Genomic DNA, 15648 nt, shown 5'->3' with positions numbered 1-15648 from the left:
ACCCGGCTGAGGAGAGGACACGGAGACCGCATGCGCGACTGGGACATCGAATCGATCCGAGCGGATTTCCCGATCCTGACGCGCACCACAGCGGACGGTCAGCCCATCGTCTACCTCGACTCCGGCGCCACCTCCCAGCGGCCCCGCCAGGTCATCGACGCCGAAGTCGACTTCCTCACCGGCCACAACGCCGCCGTCAAGCGCGGCGCCCACCAGCTCGCGGAGGACGCCACCGACCCGTACGAGTCGGCCCGCGAGACGATCGCGCGCTTCGTCGGCTGCCGGGACGAGCGGGAACTGATCTTCACCAAGAACGCCACCGAGGCGCTCAACATCGTGGCCTACTCCCTGTCCAACGGGGACGCCTCCACCCCCGACCACCTGCGGGTCAAGGAGGGGGACGAGATCCTTGTGACCGAAATGGAGCACCACGCGAACCTGGTGCCCTGGCAGGAGCTCGCCCGCCGCACCGGCGCGACCCTGCGCTGGATCCCCCTCGCGGACGACTTCACCCTCGACCTCACCGACCTCGACACCCTCCTCACCGAGCGGACGAAGGTGGTCGCCTTCACTCACCAGTCCAACGTCACCGGCACGATCAACCCGGTGGCCCGTCTGGTCGAGGCCGCGAAGGACGTGGGAGCGCTGACTGTTCTCGACGCCTGCCAGTCGGTGCCGCACATGCCGGTCGATGTCCAGGACCTCGGGGTCGACTTCGCCGCCTTCAGCGGCCATAAGATGCTCGGACCCACCGGCATCGGTGCTCTCTGGGGGCGCTTCGAGCTGCTCGCTGAGATGCCGCCGGTGATGCTCGGCGGCTCCATGATCGAGGTCGTCACCATGGAGCAGACGACCTTCGCCGAGCCCCCGGCGCGGTTCGAAGCCGGCACCCCGATGATCTCACAGGCCATCGGCCTCGCCGCCGCTGTCGACTACCTCAGCGACCTCGGCATGGACCGCATCGCCGAACACGAACGGCAGCTCACTCAGCGCGCGGTGCGCGGCCTCGAGGCGATCGACGGTGTCCGCGTCATCGGCCCTTCTTCCGATGTCCCCGGCCGTGCCGGCGCCGTCGCGTTCGCCGTGGACGGCCGCCACCCGCACGACATCGGCCAGGTGCTCGACTCCCAGGGCGTTCTCGTGCGCGTGGGCCACCACTGCGCCTGGCCCCTTCACCGCCGCTACGGCCTGCCCGGCACCAGCCGCGCCAGCTTCAGCGTCCACACCACCGAGGCGGAGGTCGACGCCCTGCTCGACTCCGTCCGCACCGCCATCGACTTCTTCGCGAGGTTCCAGTGACCAGCCCTCTCACCGCGCTCTACTCGGAGCTCATCTTCGACCACGACAAGCACCCGCAGAACGCGGGTCTGCGCGACCCGTTCGACGCCGAAGTGCACCACGTCAACCCCACCTGCGGTGACGAGATCACGCTGCGGATCCGCCTCTCCGAGGACGGGCGGCGCGTGGAGGACCTGCCGTACGAGGCGCAGGGCTGCGCGATGAGCCGCGCCTCCGCCTCCATCATGACCGACCTGTTCATCGGGCGCACCCGCGAGGAGATCGAGGAGATCAGTGCCCACATGGACGAGGCGATGCACTCCCGCGGCAGGATCGCCGGCGATGAGGACGTGCTCGGCGACGGTGTCGCCCTCACCGGCGCCTCCAAGTTCCCCGGCCGCGTCAAATGCGTCCTCATGGCGTGGAAGGCGTACCAGGCTGCGCTCGCCGATGCTCTCACCGCCCGAAAGGACACCGAGAATGACCGCTGAGACCGCTCCCGACCCCGCTGAGGGAACCTTCGGGCACAACCCCATCGGCCTCACCCTCGGCGCCGTCCAGGACGTCCTCGAGGACGCCTACCCGCTCGACTGGGCGGAGGACTGGGACCGGGTGGGCCTCGTCGCGGGCGTCCGGGACGAACCGGTCCGACGGGTGCTGCTGACCGTGGACCCCACCCTCGCAGTGGTCCGCGAAGCGCGCGAGATCGGCGCAGACCTGATCATCGCGCACCATCCGCTGCTGTTGAAGCCCGTCAGCTTCCTGCCGGCGCACACCGGCAAGGGCGCTGTCATCACCGAACTGATCCGATCGCGCATCGGCCTGTGGTGCGGTCATACGAATGTGGACCGGTCCATCCGCGGCACCGTCGGCGGGTGGCTGCGCGTTCTGGACCTCGAGGACCCGCAGCCGCTCGCCGCGTCCGGCGCGGACTCCGCACGGGAGGACCTGTTCGGCCTGGGCGCCGTCGGCGCGCTGCGTGAGCCCACAACGGTGCGCGAGCTCGCTGAGAACATCGCCGCCCGCGTCCCCGCGACCGCGCAGGGCATCCGCTTCACCGGTGACGGGGACCGGCCGGTGCGGCGTGTCGCGGTATGCCCCGGCTCCGGCGACTCATTCCTCTCTGACGCGACCGCCGCCGGTGTCGACGGCTACGTCACCAGCGACCTGCGCCACCACCCCGCCTCCGAGCACCTCGAATCCGCGGCGGATGAGACAGCGGTGCCCGCGCTCATCGACGTTGCCCATTCGGCCAGCGAATCCCTCTGGCTGCCCCTGGCGAAGGAGCTGCTCGCTGAACGCCTGCCCGATCTCGAGGTGCGCATCAGTTCCGTCAGCACCGACCCGTTCACCGGCCGCGTCGGCTGAGGGGCCGGGCGCGTTCGGGCTAGGCGCCGCCCACGCGCTCGAACCGGTCTACGATCACGAGCTTCGAGCGGTCCAGCTCCACGCCGAGACGGTCACCGAACGCTGAGCGCAGCTGATCCACGACCTCGTCGGCCGAAGTTGCGGGGGAGTCCGCCCGCATGAGCTCCCGCGCTACGAGGCCCCGGTAGTGCTTCGCATCGTGGGAGACCACGGTGCGCTTCCCGTCCCGCTCCTGCACCGGCGACACGTCCAGTGCGTCCTTCACCGGCATCATCGACCGGTACGCGCCGCTGCGACCATCCACCACGAGATGCCCAGCGAGCTCCTTTGCGATGGGGGCGAGCTTCGGCTTCCACCAGGTGCCCACCTTGCCGAGGCGCTTGACGGAGGACCCGGCGCTGAGCCGATAGGCGGGGATGCGATCCGCTGCCGCATCCACGACACCGAACAGAGCGGATGCGATGAGCACCTGCACGTCCTCATGCGTGGGGCGGGCATCACCGAGGGCGTCGAACAGGACCCCGGAGTACACCTCGAGGGCGGGCCCGGCGGGCTCGGCATCGATCCGGGTCATCCGCTCCTGCAGCTCCGGCGCCGACGCCGGGACCCCGAGCATGCCGGCCCCGTCGGCCGCCTTCGCGGTCGCGACTGCGGCGCGCATCATGGTGGCGCGTGCCTGCCCGAGCTGCGGGCGGGTCAGGGTGTCGAGCTCCACCGCGGCCTCGCGCGGCGCGGGTGCGGTCTTGGTCTCCGACGGGGGCAGGAGGATGATCACGGTTCTTCCTTGTCTAGTAGGGTGGGCGGCGGACCAGTCAGCCGGACAGTCGCGCGCCTTCGGGCTCGAGGAAAGTCCGGGCTCCTCCTGGCAGGGTGGTGGGTAACGCCCACCCGGAGCGATCCGCGGGACAGTGCCACAGAGAGCAGACCACCAGCGCAAGCTGGCCAGGGTGAAAGGGTGGTGTAAGAGACCACCGCGCAGCCGGTGACGGATGCGGCACGGCAAACCCCACTCGGAGCAAGGTCAGACAGGAAGCGCATCGGCCGCCAGGGTCGGCTTCCGGGTAGACCGCTGGAGGCCGTCGGCAACGGCGGTCCTAGACAGATGACTGTCGATCACAGAACCCGGCTTACAGGCTGACTGGTCCCTCTCTTGGTCAGCGTGGTGTCACGCGGACTTCTTCTTGCTCGGCTTTCCGGACTTCTTCTCGGACTTCTTCGCCTTCTTCTCCTGCTTCACAAGGCTCTTCTTCTCCCGCTTCGCGAGCACGGCTGCGCCGATGATGCCCGCCTGATTGCGCAGGTCAGCGCTGACGATCGGGGTCTTCAGATCCAGCAGCGGCAGGAACTTGTCCGCCTCCTTGGAGATGCCGCCGCCCACGATGAACAGGTCCGGGGTGAACAGGAACTCCACCATCGAATAGTACTCCTGCAGGCGGGAAGCCCATTCCTTCCAGCTCAGCTTCTCCTTCTCGAAGATCGAGGACGCAGCGTACGCCTCCGCCTTCTCCCCGTGCAGGGTGAGGTGGCCGAGCTCGGAGTTCGGAACGAGGATGCCGTCGATGAACATGGCGGAGCCGATGCCGGTGCCGAGCGTCGTCATGATGGTCACGCCCGAGGCGCCGCGGCCGGCACCGAACTCCATTTCGGCGATGCCGGCGGCGTCCGCGTCGTTCACCACGAACACGTCATGCCCGGTGCGCTCTGTCAGCAGTGCGTCCACGTCGGTGCCGATCCAGGATTTGTCCACGTTCGAGGCCGTCTGTGCGACGCCCTCGTGGATCACGGCCGGGAAGGTGACGCCGACGGGCATGTCGTCGGAGACGTCGAACTTCCCGATCAGCTCCGCCACCACGTCCGCGACGGCGTCCGGGGTGGACGGCTTCGGGGTGGGGATGCGGACGCGGTTGGCGGCGAGGGTGCCCGCATCGAGGTCAACGGGTGCTCCCTTGATGCCGCTGCCGCCGATGTCGATGCCGAAGGCCGGCTTGGTCATGCTGTGCTCTCCAGTGTTCGCAGGTGGATCGGTGTCACTCGGTGACGGTGAGGACTTCGTAGCCGTCCGCCGTGATCAGGAAGGTGTGTTCGAACTGGGCGGTGTACGACTTGTCCTTCGTGGTGATGGTCCAATCGTCCTCCCACTTGTCCCAGTCCTGGGAGCCGAGGGTCACCATCGGCTCCACGGTGAAGATCATATTCTCCTCGATGACGTCGTCGAAGAACGGAGCGGAATCGTAGTGGGGAATGATCAGGCCGTTGTGGAAGCCCTCCGCCACGCCGTGGCCGGTGAAGTCATGCACGGATTCGTAGCCGAAGCGGCTCACGTACTTCTCGATGACGCGGCCCACCACGTTGACCTCGCGGCCCACCTTCGCCGCGCGGATGCCCCGCCACATCGCCTCTTCGGCGCGCTCGATCAGCAGCTGCGCCTCCTCGGCGACCTCACCGATGGCGAAGGTGGCGTTGGTGTCGCCGTGTACACCGTCGATGAACGCGGTGACGTCCACGTTGAGGATGTCGCCCTCCTCCATCACGGTGGAGTCGGGGATGCCGTGGCAGATGACTTCGTTCAGGCTCGTGCAGCAGGACTTCGGGAAGGACAGGTAGCCGAGCGTCGACGGGTACGCGCCGTGGTCCAGCAGCACCTCATGCACCACGCGGTCCACGTGATCGGTGGTGACACCGGGCTCGGCGACTCGCCCGGCTTCCCGCAGGGCGATCGCGGCGATGCGGGAGGCGGCGCGGACCTTCTCGATGATCTCCGGGGTCTGGACGTACGGGCCGCAGTCATCGGACTTCGCTTCGTCCTTGAATGCGTACTCCGGGCGGGTGATGGAGGCGGGAACCTCCAGTAGCGGGGAGATCGTGCCGGGGGTCAGCGGGGCCCGATTGTCAGGGCGGAGCCATCGTTCGTCAGTCATACTGACCAGTGTCTCAGAGAATCACTGGGGCCGACTCAACGGAAGGCTGACCATGACCGAGTTCTTCTACAACCTCACCACGAAGCAGGTCGAAGAGGGCCGCAAGTCCCCCGGGGACGAGCTGATGGGCCCCTACGCCACCGCAGATGAGGCCAAGAACGCCCTCGCGAAGGCGGAAGCGCGCAACCAGGCGTGGGACGCCGAGGACCGCGAATGGGAAGAGGGCTGAGCCCCTCCCGTCTCACTCAGTCGAACGCATGGTCCGCGTCGGGGAAGGTCCCGGCGCGGACTTCGTCTGCGTACTGACCGGCAGCGGCACCGAGCGTCTCGCGCAGCTGCGCGTACTGCTTGACGAACCTGCCGGAGAACCCGGACAGGCCCGCCATGTCCTGCCACACCAGCACCTGCCCGTCGCAGCCGGCGCCGGCGCCGATCCCGATCGTCGGGATCGTCAGCTCGGCACTCACCCGTTCGGCCAGTGCGGCGGGCACCATCTCCAGCACCACCGCGAACGCACCGGCCTTCTGCACAGCACGGGCGTCCGCGAGCAGCCGCTCAGCGGCCTCATCGCCGCGGCCCTGCACCCGGTTGCCGCCGAGCTGGTTCACCGACTGCGGGGTGAACCCGATGTGTCCGCACACCGCGATCCCCGCATCCACGAGCGCACGGATCCGGGAAGCCGAGCGCACGCCGCCCTCCAGCTTCACGGCGTGCGCACCGGCGCGCACAAGGTCGATGCCGGAGGCGACGGCCTGCTGCTCGGACACCTCGTAGGTGCCGAACGCGAGGTCGGCGATCACGAGGGGGCGCGTGACGGAGCGGGCGACTGCGCCGGTGAACAGCTGCATCGCCTCGTGGCTGATACTGGCGGTGGCTTCGTAGCCGAGCACCACGTTGCCGGCGGAATCGCCCACCAACAGGACGTCCACGCCGGCGTCGTCGAAGATCGCGGCGGTGAGCGCGTCGTAGCTCGTGAGCATGCTGAACTTCCGGCCCTGCTCCTTGAAGTCCTGCAGCGTCAGCGTGCGCACCCGCCGCGGCGAGCGACGCTGCTCCGGGGCGCCTGCGCCGGTCGCACCGCCGGTGCTGCCGGCGCCTCCGGTGGGGCTCGGGGGAGCCGCGTCGACGGACGAGCGGGGGCTGGGGGACTCGGGCGCGGTCATGGACCCTCCAGGGGCTGATGGGAACGGATCGCCCCCACCCTATCCGGCACCCGTCGGCCGACGGGCCCCACCCCGCAGCGCAGCCCGTGATCTGCAGTTCCGGCCGAGCTGCGTGGGGCACAATGTCCGCATGGAACGCCAACAGGACTCCGTGCTGCGTCAGGTTGAAGAAGCGAACGTCGACTACATCCGTCTGTGGTTCACCGATGTGGTGGGAACCCTGAAATCGGTGGTCATCTCGCCCACGGACCTGGAGACCGCGTTCGATGAGGGCCTGGGCATCGACGGCTCCACCATCGAGGGCCTCACCCGCACCTACGAGTCCGACATGCTGCTCGCCCCCGACCCGAGCACGTTCCGCATCCTCCCCGAGTACGACTCCACCGGCACAACCGGCGTGATGATGAGCGATGTCCTCACTCCCGACGGCGAGCCCGCCGCCTCCGACCCCCGCGGCGTCCTCAAGCGCGCCCTCGAACGGGCCGAGAGGATGGGGCTGGAGTTCTTCACCCACCCGGAGATCGAGTTCTACCTGTTCGAGAAGCCCTGGCGGCGCGGGGAGCCCCTGCAGCCCATCGATGACGGCGGCTACTTCGACTACGTGCAGCGCCCCACCGCGAACAACTACCGGCGGGAGCTCATCAGCCAACTGGAGTCGATGAACATCCACGTGGAGTACTCCCACCACGAAGGCGGGCCCGGCCAGAACGAAGTGGACCTGCGCTACGCCGACGCCCTCGCCACCGCCGACAACATCCTGACCATGCGCGCCATGACCAAGAAGGTCGCGCACTCCATGGGCCAGGTCGCCACGTTCATGCCGAAGCCGATCGTGGACCAGCCCGGCAGCGGCATGCACACGCACCTGTCCCTGTTCCAGAACGGGAAGAACGTGTTCCATGAACCGGGAGCCGAGTACGGGCTGTCGAAGACGGCGCGGCACTTCATCGCCGGCCTGCTGCGCCACGCCCCCGAATATTCGGTGATCACCAACCAATTCGTGAACTCCTACAAGCGTCTGTGGGGCAAGCAGGAAGCGCCGAGCTTCATCTGCTGGGGCCACAACAACCGGTCTGCGCTGGTGCGAGTGCCGTACCACAAGCCCACCAAGGGCACGAGCTCCCGCGTGGAGTTCCGGGGCCTCGACTCCGCAGCGAACCCGTACCTCGCGTTCGCTGTTCTGCTCGGCGCCGGCATCGCAGGCATCGAGGGCGAGTACGACCTGCCGGAGGGCGCGGAGGACACCGTGTGGGACCTGACCGATCGGGAGCGCCGAGCCATGGGCATCGAGCCGCTGCCCTCGGACCTGTACCGGGCGCTGGACTCGTTCGAGGACTCCGAACTGATGGCGGAGATCCTCGGTGAGGAGGTGTTCGAGTTCATCATCCGCAACAAGCACGACGAGTGGGCGAAGTACCGCAACCAGGTGACGGACTCTGAGCTCGCCTCGACCTTCAACGCCGTCTGATCCGCGATGCTCCCCACCTCAGCGATCCAAGCGATTCAGGAGAACGGCCCGTTCAACCACGCCGAGCTCGCCCGTCTCGGCTTCGTCCACACGGAGCGGTCCGCTCGTTTCCTCGCCGATGAGGACCTGGCGGCGGTGCCGCCGTCCCTGGTGCGCACCATCGGCACGACCGCGGACCCCGATGAGGCGACGATCGCGCTGCTGCGGGTCGGCGAAGCGGCGAACCGCGGCGAGCAGCGCGCACTGTTCGAGCGAGTGGTGGGGTCGGAGGCAGGGGAGCGCCTCGTGCAGCTGCTCGGGGTGTCCGCAGCGCTCGGCGACTTCCTCACCCGCCACCCCGAACGGCTCGCCCTGGTGGAGGAGGACGTTCTGCCGATGGACTCCTACCGCGCCCGCCTTCTGAAGGCGATCGGCGCGGACCCGGATGCTGACATGCCGGTCTCCTCCTGCACCGGGCAGGACGGACGCGACCGCATCCGCATCGAGTACCACGACATCCTCTGCCGCATCGCCCTGGCGGACATCACCGCCCCCGACGCCGCTGACGCCCAGCCCGACGTGTCCCGGCGACTCAGTGCCCTGGCCGGCGCCTCCCTCGACGCCGCACTCGCCCAGGCGCGCGCCCAGGTCACCGACCACGACAAGGTGCGCCTGGCCGTCATCGCCATGGGCAAGACCGGGGCCCAGGAGCTCAACTACATCTCCGATGTGGACGTCATCTACGCCGCCGACGCGGCGGACGATGAGGTCAGCGCCGATGACGTCACCGCCATCGGCGGGGCCCTCGCCCGAGAGCTCGCGCGCGTGTGCGCGGACCGCACAAAGGAGGGCGCCCTGTGGCAGGTGGATGCGAACCTGCGGCCCGAGGGCAAGGACGGTGAGCTGGTCCGCACCATCGATTCGTTCGCCGCCTACTACACGCGGTGGGCGTCCTCGTGGGAGTTCCAGGCGCTGCTGAAGGCGCGCCCCGCCGCTGGGGATGCGGCGCTTGGGCAGCGGTTCGTGGAACTGGTGGAGCCCATGGTGTGGCAGGCCTCCACCCGTGACGGCTTCGTGGAGGACACGCGCGCAATGCGGCGCCGCGTAGTGGAGCTGATCCCGAAGTCCGAAGTGAACCGCAACCTCAAGCTCGGCCCCGGCGGTCTGCGGGACGTGGAGTTCACCGTGCAGCTGCTGCAGATGGTGCACGGCCGCACCGATGACTCCATCCACGCCCCCGACACCCTGTCGGCTCTCGCGCAGCTGACCGACGGTGGGTACGTGGCGCGCGACCAGGCGGCCGAGCTGGACCGAGCGTACCGTCTGATGCGGGCACTGGAGCACCGCATCCAGCTGCACCGCCTGCGCCGCTCCCAGGTGGTGCCGACCTCACCGGCGGACGTGCGGCGCCTCTCCCGCGCCATGGACATGAACCCGCAGGTGTTCGAGAAGAACCTCGATGCGATCCGCCGCCGGGTGAAGCAGCTGCACGAGGAGATCTACTACCGACCGCTGCTGCTGACCGCCGCCAGCCTGTCCGATGGCCAGGTCGCGCTCACGCCGGCGTCGGCGCAGGCGCGGCTCGCCGCGATCGGCTACCGCGACGCCAAGCGCGCCGGTCAGCACATCGAGGCGCTCACCAAGGGGCTGTCCCGCAGGGCCGCGATCCAGCGACAGCTGCTGCCGTCCCTGCTGGAATGGCTGGCTGACGGCATCGACCCGGACCTGGGGCTGCTGGCATTCCGCCGGCTGTCCGATGAGCTCGGCTCCACCCACTGGTTCCTGGGCATGCTGCGCGATTCCGGTGTCGCCGCGAAGCGCCTCACCCGTGTGCTGGCCAGTTCGAAGTACGTGGGCAACCAGTTGGAGTCGGTGCCGGGGGCGGCGAGGTGGCTCGGTCGTGACGCCGACCTCGAACCCCGCTCCGGGGAGTCGATCGTGGCGGAACTGGACGCCACGATGAAGCGCACCGATGATGCCGCCGAGCTGATCGACGTTCTGCGGCACGTCCGCTCCCGCGAGATCACCCGCATCGCCCTCGCCCATGTCACCCGCGTCATCGACCCGTCCCGGGTCGCGGAAGCGCTCACCGATCTCGCGGCTGCGGTCCTGCAGGCGGCGCTGCACATCGCCCGCCTGCAGGCGAAGCAGGAGGGCGCGACGGATGCGCCCCGGGTCATCCTCACCGTCATCGCGATGGGGTCGTTCGGTGCCGGCGAGATGGGCTACTCCTCCGACGCCGACGTCCAGTTCGTGGTGGAAGGCCCGGACGACCTGACCGACTCGGACCTCGTGGCCGCCGGCACCACCGTGGTGACGCATCTGCAGAAGATCCTCAACGCCCCCTCCAGCGGCATCGACATGAAGGTCAACGCCGACCTCCGCCCCGAAGGCCGCTCCGGCGCCCTGGTGCGCACACTCGCGTCCTTCAGCGACTACTACCGTCAGCACGCGGAGCGGTGGGAGAAGCAGGCGCTGCTGCGGGCCGCACCGCTCGTGGGACCGGAGGAGACGAAGGCGCAGGTGGTGCAGGTCCTGGACGAGGTGCGGTACCCGTCGGAGGGGCTGACCCCGTCGGCCGCGCGGGAGCTGGCGCGGATGAAGGCGCGCATCGAATCCGAACGCCTCCCGCGGGCCGCCCGCGCCACCCATCACCTGAAGCTGGGGCCGGGTGCGATGACCGACGTGGAGTGGGTGGTGCAGAAGCTGCAGACCGAGTACGCGCACGAGAACGAGCAGCTGCGCACCACCTCCACCCTGACCGCCCTGGAGGTGCTGGCGGCCGACGGGACCCTGCCGCGCACCGACGCCGACACCCTCAGCCAGGCCTGGCGGATGGCGTGGCAGCTGCGGCGCGCCCTGTTCCTCTGGAAGGGCCGCGAAACCGACGTGCTGCCGGGCGACGCGCACGAGCTCGCGGCACTGGCGGGCCTCATCACCGGGTCGGAGGAGTCCGCGCGCGAGATGATGGATCGTTACCTGAAACTCACCCGCCGCGCCAGGTCGGTCACCGAGAGGGAGCTGTTCGGCGAGTAGCATTGATGGGCAATGACTACACCTGAGCTGAGCGGCAGCACGCCCCGTGGCCGCATGTACCGAGTGGAGCCCGGCGGGAAGCTCGTCTACCCCTCGATCACGACCGTTGCCGGGATGCGCTCCAAGGACAGTCTGCAGTCCTGGTACGCGCGTATGGCCGGCCAGCGCGCCCTCGACATGTTCGCCTACCTCGACCGCAACCCGGGCCGCGCCATGGAGGAGATCCGCCGCGTCTCCCGCGACAGATGGGGCACGCAGAAGAAGATCGCGGCGGCCGCGGAGGAGTACACGCAGACCGCCGCCGACTTCGGCACCTATGTGCATGCGCTCTGCGAGATGTGGGAGCGCTCCGGTGAGCGGCCGAGCCGCACCGACATGTCGGACCTCGCCACGCAGCTGCGCGGGAACGGGGTGCTGGTTCTGGAGCGCAATCTGGGCGCGCTGCTGGACCGCGCCGATGTCCGCCTCGACGGGTTCGACCGCTTCCTCGAGGAGTTCCAACCGGAGTTCGTGGAGATCGAACAGACCGTGCTGAACCGCACCGTCGGCTACGCCGGCACGACCGACGCGATCGTGAAGATCGGTGGTTCGGTGCTCTCAGCGGACATCAAGACATCCAAACGGGTGCGCGGCGACTACGCCCTCCAGGGGGTGGCGGTGGTGCGCGCGGAGAACCTGCTGGACAACGACGGCACCATTCGGGACATGCCGGAGCTCACCGGTGCGTTCGTGATCCACCTGCCGGAGGCGGGCGGCTACCAGGTGGTGCCGCTGCGCACCGGTGACGCGGAATGGGAAGTGTTCCAGTCGCTGCGCCGCTCCTGGGACTTCCTGCCGGACGACTGCGCCCTTGACGCCGCACAGAACCCGAAGGAGCTGCTCTTCAGTCTGCTGAACGCGAAGCTCTGACGTCTCGAGAGGCTCGCATGCCCCGCGCTGCGGGCCCGTCCGGCACGACCGACGAGGAGCCCTCGCGGGCGCCGGCTGTCACGCGTCGGAGCGCAGCACACCGAGCTCACGCGCCCGGGCCACCGCTTCGGTGCGCGAACGCACCTGCAGCTTGTCGAAGATGTGCACGAGGTGCGTTTTGACCGTCGCCTGCGAGAGGAACAGTTCGCGGGAGATCGCGGCGTTGGTGGCGCCGCGGGCCACGAGGTCGAGCACTTCCCGCTCCCGCTGCGACAGCGCGGCCTCACTGTCGAGGCGCCGACGGATCCTGCGGTCCAGCACCGACTCCCCACTGACGGCGCGGCGGATCGCCGCGGCGATCTCAGGCCCCGGCGTGTCCTTCAGCAGGTAGCTGGTGGCGCCGGCGTCGATGGACGCGAGGACGTCCTGGTCGTTGTCGTAGGTGGTCAGCACGATCACCACGGGGGCGCTGTCCAGGGCCACGATGTCAGCGATGACGTCGGTGCCGCGGGCGGCGCCGGACACGAACTGGAGGTCCAGCAGCACAACGTCCGGCCGGTGCAGGGACGCGAGTCGAAGCGCGTCCTCCGCGGTGGCGGCTTCGGCACCGATCACGTCGAGGTCGCCCCCGTCGGCCTCCAGCACGGTGCGCAGCCCCTGGCGCACGATGGCGTGGTCGTCGGCGAGCATGATGCGAGTCATCGGGGGCCTCCTCGGTTCAGTGCGGCTCTCAGTGTTCCACGCCGCCCTGGGGCGGATCGTGGGGCGGTCACGCGGGGACGGTCACGGATACGGCGGTTCCGTGCGCGGGCGCCGTCTCCACGGTGGCGGTGCCGCCGGCGGACTTCACGCGGGCGCGGACGGTGCGCAGACCGAAGCCCTCATCCCGGCCGGTGGGGATGCCGGCGCCGTCATCCACGACGTCCAGCATGAGCTCGCCCTCATGCTGCCCGACTGTCACCACGATCGTGTCGGCCCGGGCGTGCTGGACAGCGTTCGCCAGCAGGGAGGAGGCAACGCGGACAAGGGTCTGCGCGGCGCTCTGCCGTATGGCCGGGCGGGCGTCCGGCTCGGCGCTGATTCCCGGGGCGCTGTCGCTGGCGGAGAGGTCGCAGCGCAAAACGATCCGGGCGCTGGTCGTCAGCTGATGCTGGTCCACCAGCTGCTGCAGCTCCTGGCAGAGCACGGCGGCCGGGTCCTCGTCGACCGGCGCAGCGGAGGGAGCACCGGCGTCGACGAACTGGCGGGTCTGCCGGGTGGTCTGCCGTGTCATGTCCAGCGCTGATTCGAGCAGTTCGCCCAGGCGCGCGGTGTCGGAGTCGGCGGCGGCGCGCTGCGCGGACTCCAGGAGCATGCTGATGGAGATGGTGGACTGGGCGACTGTGTCGTGGAGGTCGCGGGCGATGCGTTCGCGTTCCTGGGCGATGCCGGCGTCGCGTTCGGTGCGGGCGAGCTGCGCGCGGGTGGTGCGCAGTTCACGGGTGATGAGTTCACGGATCGCTATCTCCTTCTGCAGGGTCCGCAGTGTGCTCATGATGCCGAGGGCCACGAGGGCGCCGATGAACGGGCCGAGCACCTGGCCGGGGCCCAGAACAGCCGTTTCCGTCGTGTGGAGCGCGGGCGCGAACCCCGCGACCAGCGCAACCAGGAACAGCAGTGTGATGCCCAAGATGCGGGAGGGGAGCATGAGGACGGCGAAGAAGAGGGCGAATGCGATCCAGACGCCCTGGGGGGTGAGCACGCACAGCACCAACCACAGTGCGAGCGTCAGCAGCAGGGCGAGAAGAGAGCGGCGCGGGTGCACGCCGGTCAGGGACTGCGGGGAGGCGCTGGGCGCCGGATCCTGAGGGCGCTCCACTGAGAACCGCGCACCGAGGGAGTAGACGCTCACCAGCAGGACGAGCACGGCGACCGCGGGGCCTGCCCCGGGTTCGGATCGTGCGAGCAGCAGCAGTCCCACGATTCCCGACAGTGCGTACAGCAGCAGATGCACGAACCAGCGCACCCCTGCCGCGAGCCGCGATTCTGATCGTGGCACCGTCATCGCTGCGCTCATGAGCCGTCCCCGGCGCTCAGCGCGATGTTCCCCGTTGCCGCGGACAGTGCCTGCGCCGCATCCAGGCACAGGTCCTCCCGGCCGGGCCGCCCGATCAGCTGGACGCTCATCGAGACGCCGTCGCCGACCCGCACGGTCGGCACGGACACAGCAGGCAGCCCCGCCACGTTGATCATGGAGGTGTGGGGACTGTACTGGCACTGGGCGTGGAAGTTCGCGAGCCCGTCCCCGGTCTCGAGGTCACCGGGCCAGTCGTTCGGGCGGGGCGGCAGCGCGGTGGTGGGGGAGAGGACGAGATCATAGGGCGCGAACGTGCGGATCAGGGCGCGCTCCACCTCAGCGAAGCGGCCGACGGATGCCGCGACGTCACCGGGGTCGAGGCTGCGGCCCTGCTCGATCAGCCAGCGGGTCAGCGCTTCGAACGGCGGCGGCTCCTCCATGGGGGAGGGCAGGGAGCGCAGCTGCGCCGCGTTCGCCATCCACAGCGTCATGAACGCCTGCGCGTACCCCGGCAACGACGGCAGACGCACCTCCTCCACCTCAGCACCGAGACCGGTGAGCGCCGCGATGGCGGCGTCCTGCGCCTGCGCCGCTTCGGCACTGGTGGGGCAGTCGACCACCTCGTCCCACAGGGTGGGGCCCGCGATCACCCCGACCCGCAGGCCCGGCGCGAGGTCGCGGATGTCGGCGAAGGATCGACGCTGCGGCGGTGGGGGAGCGGTGGCGGCACCGGAGGTGGGTGCGCCGTCGGCCCCGCGGGTGATGAGGGCATCCAGGAGGATCCCCGCGTCCTCAGCGGATCGGGCGAGGACGCCCGCTGTCGGGAGACCGCCCAGGGCGTCCTGCCCATCCATCGCGGCGATGCGGCCGCGCGACGGCTTCAGGCCGATGATGCCGCAGGCCGCGGCGGGAATGCGCACGGACCCACCGGCGTCTGAGCCGGGCGCGACGGGCAGGATGCGGGAGGCGACCGCGGCGGCCGCGCCTCCGGAGGAGCCGCCCGCGTTGAGGTCCGGCCGGCCGGGAACGGTCGTGGTGCCGTGCAGAAGCGAGCGGGTGTAGTTCGTGAAGCCGAACTCAGGGCTGGCGGTGGCGCCAAGCGAGAGGGCACCGGTGGAGTCGAGCTGCGTGGTGAGCGCGTCGGTCCGTTCCGCGCGCAGGCCGCGGAAGCGGCGGGTGCCGAACGTGGCGACCCACCCTCGGCGCTGATGCAGGTCCTTGTCCGCGGTGGGGAGCCCGGCGAGTGGCCCGGTGAAATTGCCGGCATCCACCTGGGCAGCTCGCTCCAGGGCCCTTTCGGGTTCGAGCGAGACGATCGCGTTCGTCTGGTCGCCCTCGCAGCGCTGAAGGAAGTGGCGAGCTGCGTCGACGGCGCTGACCTCCCGGTTCTTCAGGGCAGAAAGGAGCGCGGCAGCGCTGAGCTCATGCAGGTGGGACATGGCACAACGCTACCGCGCAGCATCCGTCGGCCGC

The 15648-nt window shown here is 69.4% G+C and carries 14 protein-coding genes and 1 other RNA gene; 8 read left to right on the top strand and 7 right to left on the bottom strand.

What is annotated here, in order from left to right:
- The first annotated feature begins 30 nt into the window (after positions 1-30).
- Genes FHX50_RS03805 through FHX50_RS03795 form a run of 3 tightly spaced genes read left to right on the top strand, consistent with a single transcriptional unit; the run spans position 31 to position 2646 of the window.
- On the top strand, positions 31-1299 hold the full coding sequence (locus tag FHX50_RS03805) for an aminotransferase class V-fold PLP-dependent enzyme (RefSeq protein WP_183374605.1): 1269 nt from the start codon (positions 31-33) through the stop codon (positions 1297-1299).
- Positions 1296-1769, top strand: a complete 474-nt coding sequence (gene sufU / locus FHX50_RS03800) for a Fe-S cluster assembly sulfur transfer protein SufU (RefSeq protein WP_183374603.1) — start codon at positions 1296-1298, stop codon at positions 1767-1769. The genes FHX50_RS03805 and sufU overlap by 4 nt, the downstream gene beginning before the upstream one ends.
- A complete protein-coding gene (locus tag FHX50_RS03795; RefSeq protein WP_246370649.1) occupies positions 1759-2646 on the top strand; it encodes a Nif3-like dinuclear metal center hexameric protein in 888 nt (295 codons plus the stop codon). Before sufU ends, FHX50_RS03795 begins: the two co-directional genes overlap by 11 nt.
- A gap of 19 nt (positions 2647-2665) precedes the next feature.
- On the opposite strand, the gene FHX50_RS03790 is transcribed toward FHX50_RS03795, so the two are convergent.
- Positions 2666-3421, bottom strand: coding sequence for a YaaA family protein (locus FHX50_RS03790; RefSeq protein WP_183374593.1), 756 nt, complete (start codon positions 3419-3421; stop codon positions 2666-2668).
- A 33-nt stretch (positions 3422-3454) separates the two neighbouring features.
- On the opposite strand from FHX50_RS03790, the gene rnpB reads away from it, so the two are divergent.
- Positions 3455-3792, top strand: an RNA gene (gene rnpB, locus FHX50_RS03785) — RNase P RNA component class A.
- A 19-nt stretch (positions 3793-3811) separates the two neighbouring features.
- Here rnpB and ppgK read toward each other — a convergent pair.
- A complete protein-coding gene (ppgK, locus tag FHX50_RS03780) occupies positions 3812-4639 on the bottom strand; it encodes a polyphosphate--glucose phosphotransferase (RefSeq protein ID WP_183374591.1) in 828 nt (275 codons plus the stop codon).
- A 34-nt stretch (positions 4640-4673) separates the two neighbouring features.
- Positions 4674-5564 carry a type I methionyl aminopeptidase gene (map, locus tag FHX50_RS03775; protein ID WP_183374589.1) on the bottom strand — a complete coding sequence of 297 codons (891 nt, stop codon included), beginning with the start codon at positions 5562-5564 and terminating at the stop codon, positions 4674-4676.
- A 52-nt stretch (positions 5565-5616) separates the two neighbouring features.
- Between map and FHX50_RS03770 the strand changes: the two genes are divergently transcribed.
- Complete coding sequence (locus FHX50_RS03770; RefSeq protein ID WP_183374587.1) at positions 5617-5793, top strand: SPOR domain-containing protein; 177 nt, start codon at positions 5617-5619, stop codon at positions 5791-5793.
- 16 nt (positions 5794-5809) lie between these two features.
- Here the strand turns inward: FHX50_RS03770 and panB are convergent, their stop codons facing one another.
- Positions 5810-6727 carry a 3-methyl-2-oxobutanoate hydroxymethyltransferase gene (panB, locus tag FHX50_RS03765; RefSeq protein WP_183374585.1) on the bottom strand — a complete coding sequence of 306 codons (918 nt, stop codon included), beginning with the start codon at positions 6725-6727 and terminating at the stop codon, positions 5810-5812.
- A gap of 130 nt (positions 6728-6857) precedes the next feature.
- On the opposite strand from panB, the gene FHX50_RS03760 reads away from it, so the two are divergent.
- From FHX50_RS03760 to FHX50_RS03750, 3 genes are read left to right on the top strand one after another with little or no spacing between them, the layout of a single operon-like run.
- Positions 6858-8195 carry a glutamine synthetase family protein gene (locus tag FHX50_RS03760; RefSeq protein ID WP_183374583.1) on the top strand — a complete coding sequence of 446 codons (1338 nt, stop codon included), beginning with the start codon at positions 6858-6860 and terminating at the stop codon, positions 8193-8195.
- Between the two features lie 6 nt (positions 8196-8201).
- Complete coding sequence (locus tag FHX50_RS03755) at positions 8202-11210, top strand: bifunctional [glutamine synthetase] adenylyltransferase/[glutamine synthetase]-adenylyl-L-tyrosine phosphorylase (RefSeq protein ID WP_183374581.1); 3009 nt, start codon at positions 8202-8204, stop codon at positions 11208-11210.
- A 12-nt stretch (positions 11211-11222) separates the two neighbouring features.
- Positions 11223-12119: a hypothetical protein gene (locus FHX50_RS03750; protein WP_183374579.1), complete on the top strand. Its 897-nt coding sequence runs from the start codon at positions 11223-11225 to the stop codon at positions 12117-12119.
- Between the two features lie 78 nt (positions 12120-12197).
- On the opposite strand, the gene FHX50_RS03745 is transcribed toward FHX50_RS03750, so the two are convergent.
- The 3 genes from FHX50_RS03745 to FHX50_RS03735 all read right to left on the bottom strand — a co-directional run bounded on the left by FHX50_RS03745 (position 12198) and on the right by FHX50_RS03735 (position 15614).
- Positions 12198-12821, bottom strand: coding sequence for a LuxR C-terminal-related transcriptional regulator (locus FHX50_RS03745; protein WP_183374577.1), 624 nt, complete (start codon positions 12819-12821; stop codon positions 12198-12200).
- A gap of 67 nt (positions 12822-12888) precedes the next feature.
- On the bottom strand, positions 12889-14175 hold the full coding sequence (locus FHX50_RS03740) for a sensor histidine kinase (protein ID WP_183374575.1): 1287 nt from the start codon (positions 14173-14175) through the stop codon (positions 12889-12891).
- On the bottom strand, positions 14172-15614 hold the full coding sequence (locus FHX50_RS03735) for an amidase (RefSeq protein ID WP_183374573.1): 1443 nt from the start codon (positions 15612-15614) through the stop codon (positions 14172-14174). The genes FHX50_RS03740 and FHX50_RS03735 overlap by 4 nt, the downstream gene beginning before the upstream one ends.
- Between the last annotated feature and the right edge of the window lie 34 nt (positions 15615-15648).

Source organism: Helcobacillus massiliensis (genome assembly GCF_014191425.1).
GTDB lineage: Bacteria > Actinomycetota > Actinomycetes > Actinomycetales > Dermabacteraceae > Helcobacillus > Helcobacillus massiliensis.
Note: the sequence above shows the minus strand (reverse complement) of the source record. Positions and strands in the feature narration are given on the sequence as shown.